This is a genomic window from Amycolatopsis sp. WAC 01376 (assembly GCF_003947415.1).
GTDB lineage: Bacteria > Actinomycetota > Actinomycetes > Mycobacteriales > Pseudonocardiaceae > Amycolatopsis.
Genome location: NZ_QHKL01000001.1, coordinates 1,455,675 through 1,473,091, shown reverse-complemented (window position 1 = coordinate 1,473,091; position 17,417 = coordinate 1,455,675). Strand labels below are relative to the sequence as shown.

At 68.6% G+C, this 17,417-nt stretch carries 19 protein-coding genes and 1 tRNA gene; 8 read left to right on the top strand and 12 right to left on the bottom strand.

What is annotated here, in order from left to right:
- Positions 1 to 43: 43 nt before the first annotated feature.
- From DMH03_RS07075 to DMH03_RS07060, 4 genes are read right to left on the bottom strand one after another with little or no spacing between them, the layout of a single operon-like run.
- Entirely contained in the window at positions 44 to 1,183 is a 1,140-nt protein-coding gene (locus DMH03_RS07075) for a hypothetical protein (RefSeq protein ID WP_125791120.1), read from the bottom strand.
- A gap of 38 nt (positions 1,184 to 1,221) precedes the next feature.
- Complete coding sequence (locus DMH03_RS07070) at positions 1,222 to 1,851, bottom strand: hypothetical protein (protein WP_037318589.1); 630 nt, start codon at positions 1,849 to 1,851, stop codon at positions 1,222 to 1,224.
- Positions 1,851 to 2,306 carry a RidA family protein gene (locus tag DMH03_RS07065; RefSeq protein WP_125791119.1) on the bottom strand — a complete coding sequence of 152 codons (456 nt, stop codon included), beginning with the start codon at positions 2,304 to 2,306 and terminating at the stop codon, positions 1,851 to 1,853. Before DMH03_RS07065 ends, DMH03_RS07070 begins: the two co-directional genes overlap by 1 nt.
- A 12-nt stretch (positions 2,307 to 2,318) precedes the next feature.
- A complete protein-coding gene (locus tag DMH03_RS07060; protein WP_005166970.1) occupies positions 2,319 to 2,480 on the bottom strand; it encodes a DUF4177 domain-containing protein in 162 nt (53 codons plus the stop codon).
- A 129-nt stretch (positions 2,481 to 2,609) separates the two neighbouring features.
- On the opposite strand from DMH03_RS07060, the gene DMH03_RS07055 reads away from it, so the two are divergent.
- The 4 genes from DMH03_RS07055 (at position 2,610) to DMH03_RS07040 (ending at position 6,041) form a co-directional block, all read left to right on the top strand.
- Positions 2,610 to 3,554: a triacylglycerol lipase gene (locus DMH03_RS07055; protein WP_125791118.1), complete on the top strand. Its 945-nt coding sequence runs from the start codon at positions 2,610 to 2,612 to the stop codon at positions 3,552 to 3,554.
- Positions 3,555 to 3,635: 81 nt separating this feature from the next.
- Entirely contained in the window at positions 3,636 to 3,884 is a 249-nt protein-coding gene (locus DMH03_RS07050) for a hypothetical protein (RefSeq protein ID WP_125791117.1), read from the top strand.
- A gap of 22 nt (positions 3,885 to 3,906) precedes the next feature.
- Positions 3,907 to 4,911 (top strand): ArsA-related P-loop ATPase, encoded by a 1,005-nt coding sequence (locus tag DMH03_RS07045; RefSeq protein ID WP_125791116.1) that lies wholly within the window; start codon positions 3,907 to 3,909, stop codon positions 4,909 to 4,911.
- Positions 4,911 to 6,041: an ArsA family ATPase gene (locus tag DMH03_RS07040; RefSeq protein WP_125791115.1), complete on the top strand. Its 1,131-nt coding sequence runs from the start codon at positions 4,911 to 4,913 to the stop codon at positions 6,039 to 6,041. The genes DMH03_RS07045 and DMH03_RS07040 overlap by 1 nt, the downstream gene beginning before the upstream one ends.
- 63 nt (positions 6,042 to 6,104) lie before the next feature.
- Here DMH03_RS07040 and DMH03_RS07035 read toward each other — a convergent pair whose 3' ends face one another.
- A complete protein-coding gene (locus tag DMH03_RS07035) occupies positions 6,105 to 6,422 on the bottom strand; it encodes a WhiB family transcriptional regulator (protein WP_020632155.1) in 318 nt (105 codons plus the stop codon).
- Positions 6,423 to 6,772: 350 nt separating this feature from the next.
- Between DMH03_RS07035 and DMH03_RS07030 the strand changes: the two genes are divergently transcribed.
- The 3 genes from DMH03_RS07030 to DMH03_RS07020 all read left to right on the top strand — a co-directional run bounded on the left by DMH03_RS07030 (position 6,773) and on the right by DMH03_RS07020 (position 10,245).
- Positions 6,773 to 8,941 carry a transglycosylase domain-containing protein gene (locus tag DMH03_RS07030; protein WP_125791114.1) on the top strand — a complete coding sequence of 723 codons (2,169 nt, stop codon included), beginning with the start codon at positions 6,773 to 6,775 and terminating at the stop codon, positions 8,939 to 8,941.
- Positions 8,942 to 9,216: 275 nt separating this feature from the next.
- On the top strand, positions 9,217 to 10,143 hold the full coding sequence (locus tag DMH03_RS07025; protein ID WP_199748770.1) for a metallophosphoesterase: 927 nt from the start codon (positions 9,217 to 9,219) through the stop codon (positions 10,141 to 10,143).
- Positions 10,144 to 10,171: 28 nt separating this feature from the next.
- Positions 10,172 to 10,245 (top strand) — tRNA-Pro (locus DMH03_RS07020).
- Positions 10,246 to 10,716: 471 nt separating this feature from the next.
- Here the strand turns inward: DMH03_RS07020 and DMH03_RS07015 are convergent.
- Positions 10,717 to 11,409 carry a methyltransferase domain-containing protein gene (locus DMH03_RS07015; protein WP_125791112.1) on the bottom strand — a complete coding sequence of 231 codons (693 nt, stop codon included), beginning with the start codon at positions 11,407 to 11,409 and terminating at the stop codon, positions 10,717 to 10,719.
- Between the two features lie 39 nt (positions 11,410 to 11,448).
- Here DMH03_RS07015 and DMH03_RS07010 point away from each other — a divergent pair, with 39 nt between their 5' ends.
- Positions 11,449 to 13,293 (top strand): prolyl oligopeptidase family serine peptidase, encoded by a 1,845-nt coding sequence (locus tag DMH03_RS07010; protein ID WP_125791111.1) that lies wholly within the window; start codon positions 11,449 to 11,451, stop codon positions 13,291 to 13,293.
- Between the two features lie 70 nt (positions 13,294 to 13,363).
- Here the strand turns inward: DMH03_RS07010 and DMH03_RS07005 are convergent, their stop codons facing one another.
- From DMH03_RS07005 to DMH03_RS06980, 6 genes are all read right to left on the bottom strand, one after another.
- The gene (locus tag DMH03_RS07005) at positions 13,364 to 13,549 is read right to left on the bottom strand and encodes a 2-hydroxymuconate tautomerase (RefSeq protein ID WP_125791110.1); all 186 of its coding nucleotides are present in this window, start codon (positions 13,547 to 13,549) and stop codon (positions 13,364 to 13,366) included.
- A 10-nt stretch (positions 13,550 to 13,559) separates the two neighbouring features.
- The gene (locus DMH03_RS07000; protein WP_125791109.1) at positions 13,560 to 14,186 is read right to left on the bottom strand and encodes a TIGR03085 family metal-binding protein; all 627 of its coding nucleotides are present in this window, start codon (positions 14,184 to 14,186) and stop codon (positions 13,560 to 13,562) included.
- Positions 14,187 to 14,248: 62 nt separating this feature from the next.
- Complete coding sequence (locus DMH03_RS06995) at positions 14,249 to 15,622, bottom strand: glutamate decarboxylase (RefSeq protein WP_125791108.1); 1,374 nt, start codon at positions 15,620 to 15,622, stop codon at positions 14,249 to 14,251.
- Positions 15,623 to 15,744: 122 nt separating this feature from the next.
- On the bottom strand, positions 15,745 to 16,221 hold the full coding sequence (locus tag DMH03_RS06990) for a Dps family protein (protein WP_125791107.1): 477 nt from the start codon (positions 16,219 to 16,221) through the stop codon (positions 15,745 to 15,747).
- A gap of 57 nt (positions 16,222 to 16,278) precedes the next feature.
- The gene (locus DMH03_RS06985) at positions 16,279 to 16,701 is read right to left on the bottom strand and encodes an organic hydroperoxide resistance protein (protein WP_125791106.1); all 423 of its coding nucleotides are present in this window, start codon (positions 16,699 to 16,701) and stop codon (positions 16,279 to 16,281) included.
- Positions 16,702 to 16,840: 139 nt separating this feature from the next.
- Entirely contained in the window at positions 16,841 to 17,416 is a 576-nt protein-coding gene (locus DMH03_RS06980; RefSeq protein WP_125791105.1) for an NADPH-dependent FMN reductase, read from the bottom strand.
- Between the last annotated feature and the right edge of the window lies 1 nt (position 17,417).

Genomic DNA, 17,417 nt, shown 5'->3' with positions numbered 1-17,417 from the left:
GCGTGCAACCACCGCATCCAGAGGACGAAATGCTCAGAGCTCGTCAGGACCAGCTAGAGCCGCTGCTGCGCGAAGCGCCGTTCAGCCGGATCTTCGCCGCTTCGGCGCGCTCCCGTTCGGCGAGCTCGGCGTGCAGCTCGCGCAGGAGAGCGCGGTCGCGCTCGCTCAGGCTGGGGTCGTCGAGGTCGAGAGCGGGCAGCTCGACGACCTCGTGCATGCTCGGCTTGCCCGTGGCGATCTCGCGGCCCTTTTCCGGGTCCTCCTTGAGCGCCTGGCGCAGCTGCGCCACTTCGGCCGGGGTCAGGTCGGCCGTGCGCTCGGCGCGGGTCTCCGCCCGCGATTTGCGCGGCGGCGCCGTCTCCGGAGCAGGCGTCGCCGGTGCGGGCGCCTGCACGATCGGCACCACCGGCGCGATCGGCTCGACCGGTTCGTGCGTGCTGCTGCTGACCGGCCGCAGCCCGTGCCTGCTCGGCTGCTCCTTGACCGGCTCGGGAGCCGGGGCGGGAGCGGGCGGCGGAGTCACCGGCTCGGACCGAAAGTCACTGGAATGGGTACTCCCGGTGACCCAGACAGGACTCGCGGCCGACGAAGCGGCCTGGTGGTACGCGGACCGTGCGACGCCGGGTCCCGCGACCTCGACGACCGAACGGATGCCCGCGCGGCGAAGCGCGGTGTCCACGCGGAACGCGACCGCGGGCGGGTTGCCATCCGGGCCGATCTCGACCAGGACGACCCGCTGCGGCAACGCACCGGGCACGCTGCCGGCGGGCGTGTTCCGCCACACCGCGTGCACCGACCGGACGTCCGGCAGCACCTGGAGGGTGCGGTCGAGCGCCTCGGCGAGGCCGAATTCGGGCTGGTTCTCGCCGGTGAACCGGTGGGTGAGCACCGGCTCGTCCTCCTCGACGACCAGCAGGTCGTTCGCCAAGGTGGCGTCGGACCGGCTCATCTCGAGGACGAGGGCGAGTTCGCGTTGTTCGGACGAGCTCACCGGGATCTTCCCCGCGATCAGGGTGCCGGTGGTGAGCTCCACCGCTTCGTCGATGTGCGCACGCGCGATCAGCTCACGCGCTTCGGTCAAAGCACTGTCGTCGATACGACCCGCCAAGGCCAGTAACAGGTTGTGCAGGCGCAGGGGCACCGAGAACCCGTCCATGGGCGGGCCGTCGTGGACCTCCACCATTGCTCTGCTCCCTCCCGGCTCGCCTGGTGGAGCGAGCGTTAAGCGGCGACCAGCCGACTTCCGGTGTCCACCGCACCCACACAGACGAGCTCGGAGTTGGCGAGCGCGGTGCGGTGATAGCCGGTGAGGTCGATGCTCGGCGGCAGAACCTCGACGCCGGGCTCCTCGTCACCCAGCACGCGCAGGACGCGCTGCAGTTCACCGGTCAGCCTCGGCAGCCCGTTCAGCGCCGTGACCAGGAGGACTCGTTTCGCCCCACCCTCGCCGACCACACCGAGGTGTCGCCAGCTTTGCCGCACTTCACCCACATCCGGCCGTCCCCGCAACGTCGCGTGGATCAATACGGACACAGAGTCGACGGAGTTCACCCATTCGGGCGCACTCTGCGTGAATGTGTACCTGGTCTCGGTGACGTCGTCTACCCCCAGGGTGGAACTCACCTGATGCCAGTCGGCCCCGTGAGGAATGAGCCCGGCGACTAGCAGGCGATATTCGGTTTGATCGAGGTCGATCCTGTGCTTAAGCAAAGACCTCGGCAGGGTTCGCGCGAGCGTCCCCATCGCGCCTTCGCCCAGCCAGTCACGGAACCGCCACAGGAGCTGGTCCGGCAGCCGTCCGGCCAGCCGGAGCAGGAGCTCGTGCGAGGACTTCTCGATGTCCGGGTCCATCACTTCACCTCCACGATCAGTTCGATCTCGACCGGCGCCCCGATCGGCAGCTCGGCGACGCCGACGGCCGACCGGGCGTGGATGCCCGCCTCGCCGAAGACCTCGCCGAGCAGCTCGGACGCCCCGTTGATCACCGCGGGCTGGCCGGTGAAGCCCTCCGCGGACGCCACGAACCCGACGACCTTGACCACCCGGACCACGTTGTCGATCCCGGCGACCGAGTCGACCGCGGCGAGGGCGTTCAGGATCGACGTCCGCGCGTACTGCTTCGCCTCTTCGGGACTGACCTCGGCGCCGACCTTGCCGGTCGCTTCGAGCTCGCCCTTGACGAAGGGCAGCTGCCCGGCCGTGTAGACGTGCGAACCGGTGCGGACGGCGGGCACGTAGGCCGCCAGCGGCGCGGCGACGGCCGGCAGTTCGATACCGAGCTCGGCGAGTCGATCGCTCCAGGTCATGGCTTCAATCCCTCAGTTCTTGGCTCGTTTGAGGTAGGCGACGTGCTGTTCGCCGGTCGGGTTCGGGAGCACGGTGACGAGCTCCCAGCCGTCCTCGCCCCACTGGTCGAGGATCTGCTTGGTGGCGTGGATCAACAGGGGGACGGTCGCGTACTCCCACTTGGTGGCGCTCATGCCCGGGAGCGTAGCCAAACCGGCAAGGGCGCCCGACACACATGCGGAAAACCCTCTCGCGACCGGTTCGCCGATTTCCCGTCGATGTGGTTCACTTCACACCTACTCGGGAGTAGATAGGACGCCGACATGCGGACGACGAAGTCCCTCGCCGCCACTTTCCTGGCCGCGGCCCTTGCCCTGATCTGCGCTTCACCGGCGATCGCGGAGGAGGAACTCCCCGTCCCGTGGACACTCGCCGCGGCACTGCCCGCGCAGGCGGCGAATCCTGGCGGCCCACCACCCGGCGCGAACGACTTCGACTGCCGTCCCAGCGAGGCCCATCCGAATCCGGTGGTGCTCACCCACGGTCTCAGCGCCAACCAGACGGTGAACTGGCAGACGTTCAGCCCGCTGCTCAAGAACAAGGGGTACTGCGTCTTCTCCTTGACCTACGGCGTTCCCGGGAAACCGCTGCCGATCTACCAGCCCGGCGGACTCCTGCCGATGGAGCAGAGCGCGAAGGAACTTTCGGCGTTCGTCGACAAGGTGCTCGGCGCGACCGGGGCGTCCAAGGTGGACCTCCTCGGGCATTCCGAGGGAACGCTGATGCCTTCCTATTACGTGAAGTTCCTCGGCGGAGCGTCCAAAGTGGACAAGTACGTCAGCCTGACGCCGCTTTGGGAGGGCACGACCCTGTTCGGCGCCTCGCATCTGTACGCGCTCGCCGGCGCGCTGGGACTCGCGACCGGCTTCAACGGCATCCTCGACCCGTTGTGCGGCTCTTGCCGCCAGTTCCTGCGCGGCTCGGAGTTCCTCACGAACCTGCGGTCGGGCAACGGCGTCTTCCAGCCGGGTGTGACCTACACGAACATCATGACCCGCTACGACGAGGCCGTCGTCCCGTACACGAGCGGCATGGGCAAGGGCCCGAACGTGAAGAACATCGTCCTGCAGGACGGCTGCCTGCTGGACCTGGCCGAGCACGCCGGCGTCGCCGCCGACCGCAACGCCGCCGGGCACGTCCTCAACGCGCTGGACCCGGCGCACGCGAAACCGGTCCCCTGCGTTCCCGCCACCCCCATCGGGAGCTGACCCGCCCAATCACGCGAGTTACGCCCTCGATCACGCGAGTTACGCGCTCAATCACGCGTATGACGGCGCTACGGTGGGCCCGTGGAGACCTGGCGCGTGGTCGCGACCGTCCTGCTCGCCGCGGCCGGGCTGCCGCTGGTGCTGGTCCTGATGGCGAAGGCACGGGACCGCACGGACAGCTCGGCGACGGTCGCGATCACCGGCGCGGTGGCCTTCGTGGTCCTCCTGCTGCTCGGTGTGGTGATGCTCACGGTGCTGCCCGCGGTCCTGACCTGGGCCATCGTCGGACTGGTCGCGGCTGCGCTCGGCGTCATGATGCTGGCGAGCTGATCGCTCAATTAGGGTGGGACCGGTGAGCACATCCCTTGCCGGCTGGACCGACGAACTCGCGAGAGCCAGGCTGCATTTCGTCACCGGTAAGGGCGGGACGGGCAAGACGACGCTCGCCGCCTCGCTGGGCCTCGCCCTCGCCAAGGGCGGGCGCCGCGTGCTGCTGATCGAGGTCGAAGGCCGCCAGGGCATCGCCCAGCTCTTCGACACCGAGCCGCTGCCGTACGCCGAGCAGCGCATCGCGGCCGTCCCCGGCGGCGGGGAGCTGCGCGCCCTGCACATCGACGTCGAGGCCGCGCTCCTCGAGTACTTCGAGATGTTCTACAACCTCGGCTTCGCCGGGCGGACGCTGCGGCGGATGGGCGCGATCGAGTTCGCGACCACGCTCGCGCCGGGTCTGCGTGACGTCCTGCTCACCGGGAAGATCAAGGAATGCGTCGGCCGCACCGAATCGGACGGCCGCCACACCTACGACGCCGTCGTCGTCGACTCGCCGCCCACCGGCCGGGTCGTGAAGTTCCTCGACGTCACCAAGGCGCTGACCGACCTCGCCAAGACCGGCCCGATCCGCGGCCAGGCCGACGGCGTCGTCCGGCTGCTGCATTCCGGCGAGACGGCCATCCACCTGGTGACGCTGCTGGAAGAGATGCCCGTTCGAGAGACCGTCGAAGCGGTCGCCGAACTCGACGGCGCGGATCTGCGCCCCGGCGCGGTGCTGGTGAACCGGGTCCGCCCGCCGCGGCTGCCCGCCCGTTCGGTGACCGCCGCCGCGGACGGCCGCGTCGACGCCTCGCGCGTCCGCGCCGGGCTCGCGTCGGCCGGGTTGAACCTGCCCGACAGCACCCTCGACGCGCTGGTCGAGGAGACCGTCGAGCACGCCGTGCGGGTCGCGGCCGAACAACGCGCCCGCGAGCAACTGGCCGAAGCCGATCTGCCGGGCCTCGAACTGCCGGACCTGACCGACGGGGTCGACGTCGCCGCGCTCTACGACCTCGCCGAGGCGCTGACCGAGCAGGGGGTGCGCTGATGTCGGACGTCCTGGAGATCGACAAGCTCATCGACGATCCGGAGAGCCGGGTCATCGTGTGCTGCGGATCCGGCGGGGTCGGCAAGACGACGACCGCGGCGGCGCTGGCGTTGCGCGCGGCCGAACGCGGGCGGCAGACGGTGGTGCTCACCATCGACCCGGCCCGGCGGCTGGCGCAGGCGCTCGGCCTGCGCGAACTGGGCAATCACCCGAAGCAGGTGCAGGTCGAGGGCTTCGAGCCCAAGGGCGAACTCTGGGCGATGATGCTCGACATGCGCCGCACCTTCGACGACATGGTGCGCGTGCACGCCGGCCCGGAACGCGCCGAGCAGCTGCTGCAGAACCCCTTCTACCAGACCATTTCCACGTCTTTCTCCGGTACGCAGGAGTACATGGCGATGGAGAAACTGGGGCAGCTCGCGGCCACCGACGAATGGGATCTGATCATCGTCGACACGCCGCCGAGCCGGTCCGCGCTGGACTTCCTCGACGCGCCGACCCGGCTTTCCAGCGCGCTCGACGGCCGGATGATCCGGCTGCTCACCGGGCCGGCGAAGGCCGGCGGCTGGGGCCTGCGCAAGGTCGTCAACGCCGGGTTCTCGATGTTCGCGAAGGCCGTCTCGACGATCATCGGCGGCCAGCTCCTGACCGACGCTTCGGCGTTCATGCAGGCCTTCGACAGCATGTTCGGCGGCTTCCGCGAACGCGCGCGCAAGACCTCCGAACTGCTGCGGTCCGGCGGGACGTCGTTCCTGGTGGTGGCCGCGCCGGAGCCGGACGCGCTGCGCGAGGCGTCCTACTTCGTGGAGCGGCTCTCGGAAGAGAGCATGCCGCTGGCCGGGCTGGTCGCGAACCGGACGCATCCGGTGCTCGCGCCGTTGTCCGGCCCCGAGGCCGTCGCCGCCGCCGAGCAACTGGCGAAAGGCGAGGCCGGCGCGCCGCTGGCCGAAGCCGTCCTTCGCCTGCACGCGGACCGTGTCGCGCTGGCCGATCGAGAGACGCGGCTGCTCGCCAGGTTCACGCGGGCGCATCCCGAGGTCCCGCTGGTGCGGGTGCCCGCGCTCCCCAGTGACGTGCACGATCTCGAAGGCCTGCGCGACATCGGCGTTCGCCTCGCCACCCAGTCCTGAGTTTCCGTGAAGGACCCCTTCCCTACCTTGGACTCAGGGAAGAGGTCCTTCACGGAATCATGATCACGAGACTCGGACGCGTACGTCTTCCTCTTCGTCGATCCCGGTGAAACTGCGCTTTGCCGCTTCAAGCAGGTCTGCCCAGCTGGTCACGTCCGGCCGCCGCCGCAGCAGCGCCCGCCGTTCCCGTTCGGTCATACCTCCCCAGATGCCGAAGTTGATCCGGCCATCGAGCGCCTCGGCGAGGCATTCCGTCCTGACCGGGCAACCGAGGCAGACCGCCTTGGCCCGGTTCTGTTCCGCCCCCCGGACGAACAAGCCGTCCGGATCGGTGTCGCGGCACGACGCATTGACTCGCCAGCTCGACTGGTTGGTTTCCATACCCCCAGCTCCCTACCCTGGTGTTCGACACACCACGGGAGGACGAAAAGCCTGCGCTCCTGCCCCCATGAGCGTGTCTCCCTGTGTGCTCACGTCGGTTGAGCCGACACCTCCCCGGTGCCGGTGCCTCCGTTCGGTCGAATGCGACTGCCGCTCGCACTCACCCGTCTGTCGGCTTTTTCATACGTGAGACGTTGACGGACTGTAGGGGCCCTCGGTTCCCCCCGCCAAGCCCTAGAATGCCTCCCGTTACCAGCCGTCACCGCATGGGGTCGATTTCGTAATCAAAACCCCACCCACAGCGAGGTGACGTCACGGTGGGCTAACGGGTTCCGCGTACCCTGGTCCGCGTGCGCAAAACGGACGGTCTGCTGAAGCTCATTGGCCTTTGTGTGCTCGCGGGGGTGCTGGTCGCGGGGATGTTGTTCCCGGTGGCGGGTGCCGCGGGGGTGCTGTCGAACCAGGCGAGCGAGACCGTCGACAAGACGTCTTCGGACCTTGCGGACATTCCGCCGCCACTGGTGACGACGATCACCGACAACACCGGCAAGCAGATCGCGACGCTGTACAAGCAGTTCCGCATCCCGACGACCGAGACCCAGATCAACGACGCCATGAAGTGGGCGCTGATCTCGGTCGAGGACAAGCGCTTCTACGAGCACAACGGGGTGGACTGGAAGGGCACGCTGCGCGCCGCGGTCAGCAACAGCACCGGCGGGGACACGCAGGGCGCCTCGACGCTGACCCAGCAGTACGTCAAGAACTACCTGATCAACGTCGTCTACCGGGACGACAAGCCGGGACAGAAGCGCGCACAGGAACAGTCGGTCGCCCGGAAACTGAAGGAAGCCCGGATCGCGATCCAGCTGGAAACCAAGCTGAACAAGATGCAGATCCTGACCGGCTACCTGAACGTCGTCGAATTCTCGCGCGAGATCTACGGCGTCGGCGCGGCCGCGAACGCGTACTTCAACACGCCCGTCGAGAAGCTCACGGTGCCGCAGGCGGCGTTGCTGGCCGGTCTGGTGAACAACCCGGTCGTCAACGACCCGTGGAAGAGCCCGGCGAAGGCGACCGAGCGCCGCAACCTGGTGCTGGACCGCATGGTCGACAACCAGAAGCTCGCGAAGGCGGACGCGGAACGCTTCAAGGCCGAGCCGCTCGGCGTCGTCGAAGGCGGACCGCAGAAGCCCGCGTCGAACTGCACCGGCGCCGGTCCGGAGAACGGTTTCTTCTGCCAGTACGTCGAGGACTATCTCCTCAAGAACGGTATGACGAAGGACGATCTCTACACCGGCGGCTACCAGATCAAGACCACTTTGGACGAACGGGCGAACCACGAAGCCAAGATGTCGGCCGAAGCCCAGGTCAAGAAGACGCAGGACAACGTCGCGAACACGCTCTCGCTGGTGAAGCCGGGCAAGCAACGACACGAAGTCGTGGCGCTGGCGGCGAACCGTGACTACGGACTTCACGAAGACCAGGGACAGACGACCTTCGCGTTGCCTTCTGGTGTCTACAACACAGGCGGCGCGGGCTCCGCGTACAAGGTCTTCACCGCCGCCGCGGCGCTGGAAGCGGGTGTGGCCGGGATCAACAGTCCCCTTCCCGTGCCCGACTTCTACACCTCCCACGTGTTCGCCGGTGGTGGCCCCAAATGCGGCCCGACCGGACCTCCGATGCGGTCCCGCTGGTACTGCCTCGGCAACGCGGGTGACTACAACCCGGCGGGCGGCACGATGTCGATGCAGCAGGCGCTGGCGACTTCGCCGAACACGGCGTTCGTGGCCCTCGAAGAGAAGGTCGGGAGCACGGGGCCGATCGTGGAAATGGCTCGCAAGCTCGGCATGCGCGACACCATGGCCAGCAACCTCGGCGGTGGCGCCGTCGACCCCAAGTCCGACAATCCCGGCGCCAACACCAGCCAGCTTCAGGCCTTCGGCCCGCGGCCCGGCTGGCCAGGGAACGCCTCGTTCACCCTCGGCCCGGCCCCGCTGAGCGGTCTGGAACTGGCGAACGTCGGCGCCACGATCATGAGCGGTGGCGTCTGGTGCCCGCCGACCCCGCTGGCCGGTGTCACCGACCGGGACGGAAAGCCGGTGCCCGTCAAGGAAGCCGCTTGCGAGCAGGTGGTGCCCGAAGGGCTCGCCAACACCCTCGCGGTCGGCATGAGCAGGGACAGCCAGCCCGGCGGGACGTCGGCAGGCGCCGCGAGCGGCGCCCGGTGGAACCGGCCGGTGATGGGCAAGACCGGGACCACCCAGAGCAACGGCTCGGGAACGTACCTCGGGGCCACTCCGCAGCTCGCGGGCGCGGCGATGGTGTTCCGTCCGAAGGGTGGAAACGGCGGCCTGTGCTACCTCGGCCCGGGTAACGTGACCACTCGCGGCTGCGAAAACATGTTCGGCGGGAAGACGCCGGCGCAGACCTGGTTCGGGGCGATGTCGAAGATCCTCGAAGGCCAGGAAGCGCTGCCGCTGCCGCAGCCGGATCCGAAGTACATGGGCGGCGGACGCTGACCGCGTTCACCAGCGCAAATCACGATGAGTCACGTGAATCTAACTTTGAGTGAGCGGCTGGCGGCTTAACGGGGAACAACGGCCGACGGGATCATGTCGACTGATCGCCAGACCCCGTGCCGACCACGGAAGGTGAAGAAAAGAGGCCATTCCAGCGATTTACCGAGATCGCCGGAATGGGGGCGGACGATCACCACCGACGAGCACGTAAACTGGACATTGTGAGCACGCTCAGTAACGAAAGCACTTCGGGGGCGACGGTACGGCGCTTGGCCGTGGGAACCGTCGCCCTGGGAGCCGCGACCCTCGGTTACGCGGTCGGAATCGAAAGGCGCCGGTGGACGCTTCGCACCGCGGAGCTCCCGGTCCTCGCGGCAGGGGCGAAGCCCTTCACGATCCTCCACATCTCGGACCTGCACATGCTTCCCGGCCATGTGAGCAAGCAACGCTGGGTAGCGGCGCTCGACGAACTCGAACCGGACCTCGTCGTCAACACCGGTGACAACCTGTCACATCAGCAGGCCGTGCCGTCCGTGCTGCGCGCACTCGGCCCCCTGCTCGAGCGGCCCGGCGTGTTCATCTTCGGCAGCAACGACTACTACGCGCCGAAGCCGAAGAACCCCGCGCGCTACCTCATGCCGAAGGGCAAGAAGAAGCGGATCCACGGCGAGCACCTGCCGTGGCGCGACCTCCGCGCGGCCTTCGTCGAACACGGCTGGCACGACCTCACCCACGTCCGCCGCACCATCGAGGTCGCCGACCAGTACGTGTTCACCGCCGGCGTCGACGACGCGCACCTCCGCCGCGACCGCTACGCCGACATCGCCGGCCCGGTGGACACCGCGGCGGCCGTCCGCATCGGCGTCACGCACTCGCCGGAACCCCGCGTGCTCGACGATTTCGCGGGCGACGGCTACGACCTCGTCCTCGCCGGGCACACACACGGCGGCCAGCTCCGGATCCCGGGCTACGGCGCGCTCGTCACCAACTGCGAACTCGACCGCACCCGCGCCCGCGGCGCGTCCCGCTGGGGCGCCCAGATGTGGCTCCACGTCTCCGCCGGACTGGGCACCTCCCCGTACGCCCCCGCCCGCTTCGCCTGCCCGCCCGAGGCGAGCCTGCTGACCCTCGTGCCACGGGGCACGACCAGCGGTAATCACCGGAACGCAGCCCCCCGCAAGGCCCGAAACACCGTCCGCTAAACTTCTCCTCGACCCGCTAAGAAGTATCCGGGGTGTGGCGCAGCTTGGTAGCGTGCCTCGTTCGGGTCGAGGAGGTCGTGGGTTCGAATCCCGCCACCCCGACGTTGGATCGGAAGAGCCTTGCTCGCTTCGGCGAGCAGGGCTCTTTCGCGTTACAGGCCCCGCTTTTGCCGCGCGGCAGGAGTTCGATGCCCCCAATGTGGCATTGGGGACACCGAGGGCCCCCAATGCCACATTGGGGGCAGCACGAAGTCCTCCGCGGAGACCGCGCATGCCCCGAAGGTCCCCTTCAAGACGCTCAACGTCCCAAAGGCCCCCTTCAGGACACACCCCCGCCCTACCCACCCCGAGAAAACAACCCCGCGCAGCCCCCGCCACTCCCAGGGGGGCGACCCCGGGTCCAGCGTATCGCCGGGGGCCGTCGGGACCGGGCGAAAGAGGGGGTGGCGGGGCTGGTTGTCCACAACGGTGGTCGGGTGTGGACAACCGAGAGCCGCCGAAGCACAAGGGTTCCCAATGCCTCATTTGAGACGCTGAGTGTCCCCAATGCGGCATTGGGGACACCGAATGACCTCAGCGGGTGGCGAGGAGTTCGGTCCAGCATTGCGCGAAGTCCCCATCGCCGGAGCGCGCCCAGGACCAGGCCGAGCGGGCGGCCGAAGCGAGTTGGTCGCGATCCGGGGTCGTCGCGGTTTCCAGCGCCGTCACCAGACGCCCCTCCACGTACGTCGCCAGCGCCCGGTACGTCGTGTCCGTGCGGTAACGGGTTTTCGTTCGCACGTCGGTGAAACCGGCGGCCGTGACCGCGGCGGGCAACGAGCGTCCGGCGAACGGGTCACCGCCGGCGCGGCGGCACAACAGATAGTGCCCGCGAAGGGCGGCGTCGACGTTCGCCGTCTTCGGCCGCAGCCGCGCGCGACTCCAGTCCGATGTGGACAGTGCGAGGGCTCCGCCGGGTTTGAGGACCCGCCGGATCTCCGCCAGCGCGGCACCCGGCTCTCGCAGATGCTCGAAGACGGCGTGCGCGAAGGCCACATCCACCGAAGCGTCGGCGAACGGCAACGCGCACGCGTCGCCAACCAGAAAGTCCACTGTGGACTTTCTGTGCCCGTTGCCGATACCGAGGGTGATCGATCCCGGCCCGCAGCCGACGTCGACGCATCCCATCCCCGGCCCGAACAGCGGTTGCGCGAACACGGCCCGTTCGACCGCCTGGCGCGCGAACCGCGCGGACACCGCGGCGCGCGGCGGGTTTCCCTCCAGCACCCCGCACACAGTACGGCTCCGGAGTGGCAGGATCGAGGGGTGAGCACGCAGCCAGGCACTGAATATCCGTCCGCGGCGGTCCCGGACCGCCTGTTCGACGACGCCGAAGCCGAGGCCAGGTGGCGGGCCCGCTTCCGAGCGCCGCGCATTTCGGTCCCCGAGTGGGCCATCGACGCCCCCGACGCGAACATCTACGTCTCCAACGCCAGCGGCGTTTGGGAGGTCTATTCCTGGGACCGATCGACCGGCGAGCACCGCCGAGTCACCGACCGACCCAACGGCACCATGCACGCCACCCCGTCCCCCGACGGCCGCTGGATCTGGTGGTTCGACGACACCGACGGTGACGAATTCGGTTCCTGGGTCCGCGAACCGTTCGCGCCGGGTGCCGCCGCCGAGCGAGCGGTGCCGGACGTCCACGACGGCTACCCCGCCGGTCTCGAGATCGGCACCAACGTGGTCGCCGTCGGCGTCTCGACCGACGACGGGAGCGAACTTTTCGCCCATATCGACGGCAAGACCACCAGTTTCTACAAGCACGAGGACGACGCGGGCATCGCCTCGCTGTCCCGCGACGAGTCGCTGCTCGCGATCTCCCATTCCGAGCACGGTGATTCACGACACCCCGCGCTGCGCGTCCTGTCGACCGACGGCTTCACCGCGGTCGCCGACAAGTGGGACGGCGAGGGCAAGGGCCTCGGCGCGCTCGAGTTCTCGCCGGTCGCGGGCGATCAGCGGTTGCTGGTGCTGCACGAACGGCGCGGCCGCGAAGAACTCCTGATCTGGGACACCGCCGCGGACACCGAACGGGAGATCGAGCTCGATCTGCCCGGCGAAGTGGTCGCGGGCTGGTATCCGGACGCGCGAGCGCTGCTGGTCGTCCACTTCCACCAAGGCCGCAGTTCCCTTCACCGGTACGACCTCGCGAGCGGCGAATTGTCCTCTTTGGACACACCGCCGGGCAGGATCGGCGGCGCGGGCGTGCGACCGGACGGCACCGTCGAGTACTCGTGGTCCAGTGCCGCGCAGCCGACGGCGGTGCGCGCGCGGACGTCGGACGGCGCGGACTCGGTACTCCTCGAACCGCCGGGCGATCGGGCTCCGGAATCGGCCCCGGTCACCGACGCGTTCGTCGAAGGGATCGGCGGGCAGATCCACGCACTGGTCTCACGTCCGGCCGACGCGCCCGAAGGTCCGCTTCCGACGGTCTTCTCCTTGCACGGCGGGCCGCATTCGGCCGACGAGGACCGGTTTTCCGCGTACCGCGCCGTCTGGCTCGACGCGGGATTCGCCGTCGTCGAAGTCAACTACCGTGGTTCGACCGGCTACGGCTCGGCCTGGCGTGACGCCATCGAAGGACGTCCAGGCCTGACCGAGCTCGAAGACGTCGCCGCCGTCCACGACTGGGCTGTCCAAAGTGGACTCGCCGATCCGGCCAAATGCGTGGTGAACGGCGCTTCGTGGGGCGGTTACCTGAGCCTTCTGGCACTGGGCACCCAGCCGGCGCGCTGGGCGGCGGGGATCGCCGGGGTGCCCGTCGCGGACTACGTCGCCGCGTACGAGGACGAGATGGAGCAGCTCCGCTCCTTCGACCGGGCGCTGTTCGGCGGTTCGCCGGAGACGGTGCCGGCGGTGTACCGGGAATGCTCGCCGATCACCTACGTCGAGGCCGTGACGGCGCCGGTGCTGGTGCTCGCCGGGGACAACGACCCGCGGTGCCCGATCCGGCAGGTCGAGAACTACCTCGACAGGCTCGCGAAGCGGGAGATCCCGTTCGAGTTCTACCGGTTCGACGCGGGCCACGGGTCGCTGGTGATCGCCGAGACGGTCAAGCAGACCGCGATCGAGGTGTTCTTCGCGCTGCGGGCGGTCGGGCTTCGCTGACGTGCTATGAACGGACCGTTCCTTGCAAATTTTGCAAGGAACGGTCCGTTCATAGCACTCGGCGAGCGGGTCAGCGTTCGGACAAGAGCGTCCCGCCTGCCGCCCAGTGTTCGGCGGGGATCTCGTTGAGCGTCACCCAGACGCCTTCGGGCTTGCCACCGCAGGTGCGGACGAAGGCATCGGTCACCTCGCGTACGAGGGCCTGCTTCTGCTCGGCCGTGCGGCCGGGGAACATGGAGACGCTGATCATCGGCATGGGCGGAACTCTAAAGGCCGCGGTCGTGCTTCCGGAGCCTGTCCACCGCGTAGGCGTCACCCTCGAAGGTGAGGCGGACGGCGTCGCGGCCGAAGACGAACAGCAGCAGCTCGATCGGTGCGCCGATCACGGTCACCGTGTCCGGACCTTCCTTCACCGGCGCTTCGCGGCCTTCGGGGGTCTTCAGGATCACGCCGACCGGTGATTTCCGCAGGTTCAGCTTCGAGGCCTGCTTCGCCGATTTCCACGCCGCCGCGTCCCGCGCGGGTTCGGCCGGACGCGGCTCCCAGCCGGGCTGCCCTCGGCGGACGTCCTCGTGGTGCACCAGGAATTCCGGGCCGTTCACCAGTTCGTCGAGCGCGCCGATCGACGTCGGCCAGAACCAGGCTGGGCCGGACCGGACCTTGCCGACGACCTCGGACCAGGGCTGCGCGGCGTAGGAGTCCTGCACCCGCTGCGTGTACGACGCCAGCGCCGGGACCAGGATGCCGGGCCCCGCGTCGGGCCGCCGCTCGCGGACCAGCAGATGCGCCGCGAGATCCCGCGTCTTCCAGCCCGTGCACAGGGTCGGCGCGTCCGGGCCGACCTCTTCGAAAAGCTCGCTCAACGCACGACGTTCGTCTCCGGCGACTCCCATAGCCCCCGACGTTACGCGCCGGTAGAGCCAGGGGAAATCCGGCGTGACGCAGGGCACCCGGCTCAGTGATGGAACGCGGTCCGCGGTCGCGGGCCGTGATCGAGCTCGGGTAGCAGACGCCGGAGGTCGGCGAGCAGCAGATCGGCGAGGTCGTGCGTGAAACCGTTGCGCACCACGATCCTCAGCACCGCGAGATCGGTCCGGTGCGCCGGGAACGTGTACGCCGGGACGAGCCAGCCACGCTCGCGAAGCCGCCGCGACACGTCGAAGACGTCGAAGCTCTCGACGTCCGCCTTCGTCGTGAAGGCGAACACGGGCAGCTGATCACCTCGCGTCAACAGTTCGAACGGTCCGAGCTCGGCGATCCCGTCCGCGAGCTGGGTCGCCACGTCGCGTGAAGCCTGTTGCACGGCACGGAAACCTTCACGGCCGAGCCGGACGAACGTGTAGTACTGCGCGGCCACCTCGGCGCCGGGGCGCGAGAAGTTCAGCGCGAAAGTCGGCATGTCGCCACCGAGGTAGTTGACGTTGAAGACGAGCTCCTCCGGCAGCGCGGCCTTGTCGCGCCACACCACCCAGCCGACGCCGGGGTAGACCAGCCCGTACTTGTGCCCGGAAGTGTTGATCGACGCCACCCTCGGCAGGCGGAAGTCCCAGGTCAGCTCGAGGTCGAGGAACGGCGCGATCATCGCGCCGGAAGCGCCGTCGACGTGCACCGGGATGTCCCAGCCGGAGCGTTCCGCCAAGCCGTCGAGCGCGGCCGCGATCTCGGCGACAGGCTCGTAACTGCCGTCGAAGGTGGACCCGAGGATCGCGACGACGCCGATGGTGTTCTCGTCGCACCGGGTGATCGCCTCGTCCGCGGTGAGATGGAAGCGGTCGCCGTCCATCGGCACCAGCCGCGGCTCGACCTCCCAGTATTCGCAGAACTTCTCCCAGCAGACCTGGACGTTCGCGCCCATCACCAGATTCGGTTTGCCGGTACGCCCCAGTTTCGACCACCGGCGTTTCAACGCCATCCCGGCGAGCATGCAGGCTTCCGACGAACCGGTCGTGGAACAGCCCATGATCGCGGTGGGATCGGGCGCGTGCCACAGGTCGGCGAGGATGTTCACGCAGCGCCGCTCGAGTTCCGCGGTCTGCGGGTACTCGTCCTTGTCGATCATGTTCTTGTCGACGCATTCGGCCATCAGCTCGCGGGCCTGCGGCTCCATCCAGGTGGTGACGAACGTGGCGAGGTTGAGGCGGGCGTTGCCGTCGAGCATCAGCTCGTCGCGCACGAGCTGGAGCGCGGTGTCGGGCGGCAGGGAGTCTTCGGCGAGGCTGTCGTGCGGGAGGCGGATGCTCGCGGCGAGCGCGGGGTACGCGCCGGCGTGCAGCGGGTTGGCTCCGCCCTGGCGATCCGGATCGGTCGCTTTCCCCTTGTGCAGCACCATGGACCGAACGTAGCCCGGGACGCCGACGGGGGCACCTCGATCGCCCCCGACGTGCAATGAACGGACCGTTCCTTGCAAATTTGGCAAGGAACGGTCCGTTCATAGCATTCGGGACCGGCGGGTCAGGCCTGCTGCGCCTGCCACATCCAGTGCGCCTTCTCGAGCTCCTGGGTGATCTCGATGAGCAGGTCCTGGGTGACCAGGTCGCTCTTGTCGGTCTCGTCGATGCGCTTGCGCAGCCGCTCGATCAGCGTGGCGAGGATGTCGACGATCGCGGCGACCGTGGCCTCGACGGACTGCCAGTTGTCGGGGTAGTCCGGCAGGCCGGAGCTCTCCACGACGACCTTCGCCTGGCCGTTCGGCGAGATGCCGATGGCGTTGGCGCGTTCGGCGACCTCGTCGACGTACTGGCGCGCGGTGGCGACCAGCTCGTCGAGCTGGAGGTGCGCGCTGCGGAAGTTCGCGCCGACGACGTTCCAGTGGGCCTGCTTCGCGATCAGCGACAGATCCACCAGATCGACCAGCGTGGCCTGCAAGGCGTTACCGGTGATCTCCTTGTCGGCTTCGCTCAGCGGACTCTTGATCGGAGACTTGCTCATATTCGGTCTTCCTTTCAGAAACTAGCCGGTTCGGGAATGGACCTGCCGCGGCCGGGATCAGACCGTCGCGGACAGCGCGACCTCGATGTTGCCGCGGGTCGCGTTCGAGTAGGGGCACACCTGGTGCGCCTGCTCGACGAGCTGATCGGCCTGCGCCTGCTCCAGGCCGGGCAGCGAAACGTTGAGCGCCACACCGAGACCGAAGCCTTCGCCCTGCTTGAGCACGCTGACCTCGGCGGTCACGGTGGAGCCGTCCAGCGTCACCTTCGCCTGGCGCGCGACGAGCTGCAACGCGGAGTGGAAGCAGGCGGAATAGCCGGCGGCGAAGAGCTGCTCGGGGTTCGTCTTGTCCCCGCCCGGCCCGCCCATCTCCTTCGGGATCGCCAACGACTCGTCGATGACGCCGTCAGAGGACGTGACCTCACCGTTGCGGCCGTCGCCGCGAGCGGTGGCCACAGCGGTGTACAGAGCCTCAGCCATTCTTCGCCTACCTCCTGGTCTCAAGACACGCCCCGTTGAGCGTCTCTTCGGTGTCAACGTCCCGCAACCGCGAAACCTTGCCACCCCATGGCAGGCATCACGTCCGGGAATTACCCGGACGATGACGGAGGCAAACCGGCTAGTGACCGGCGCGACTCAGGGCGAACTCGGCGACCTGGGTTCCGATCAGGCGAAGCGTGCGGACGCTCTTCTCGTCCGAGGCGCCGCCCGCTTCGTCGAACTTGGTCTCCGCGGTGTTGATGGAACCACCCAATGGGGTGGCCCAGCCGCGCAGCGCGTGCGTGATCGTGCGCAGCTGCTCCAGCGTGGTGACCGCCGCCTGCCAGCCGAACGCGACGGCGGCGAGGCCGACCGCGCGGCCGTCGAGGTACGGCCGGGCGTCGTCACGGAGGTCTTCGACGTAATCCAGGGCGTTCTTGACCAGGCCGGACAACGCGCCGTGGTAGCCGGGTGAGACCACGATGATCCCGTCGGCGCGGCGGATCGCCTCGACCAGGCGCACGGCCCGCTCGTGTCGTTCGTCCAACGCGGTGTCGTAGAACGGCAGCACCAGCTCGGGACCGGAGATCAGCTCGGTGGTGACTCCCGCTTCGGCCGCGCTACCGAGCGCGATGCGCAGCGCGCGCTCGGATTGCGAGCCCTCCCGCAGGGAGCCGCCGATACCGAGGACATGCACCGCGTTCGTCGAAGTCACG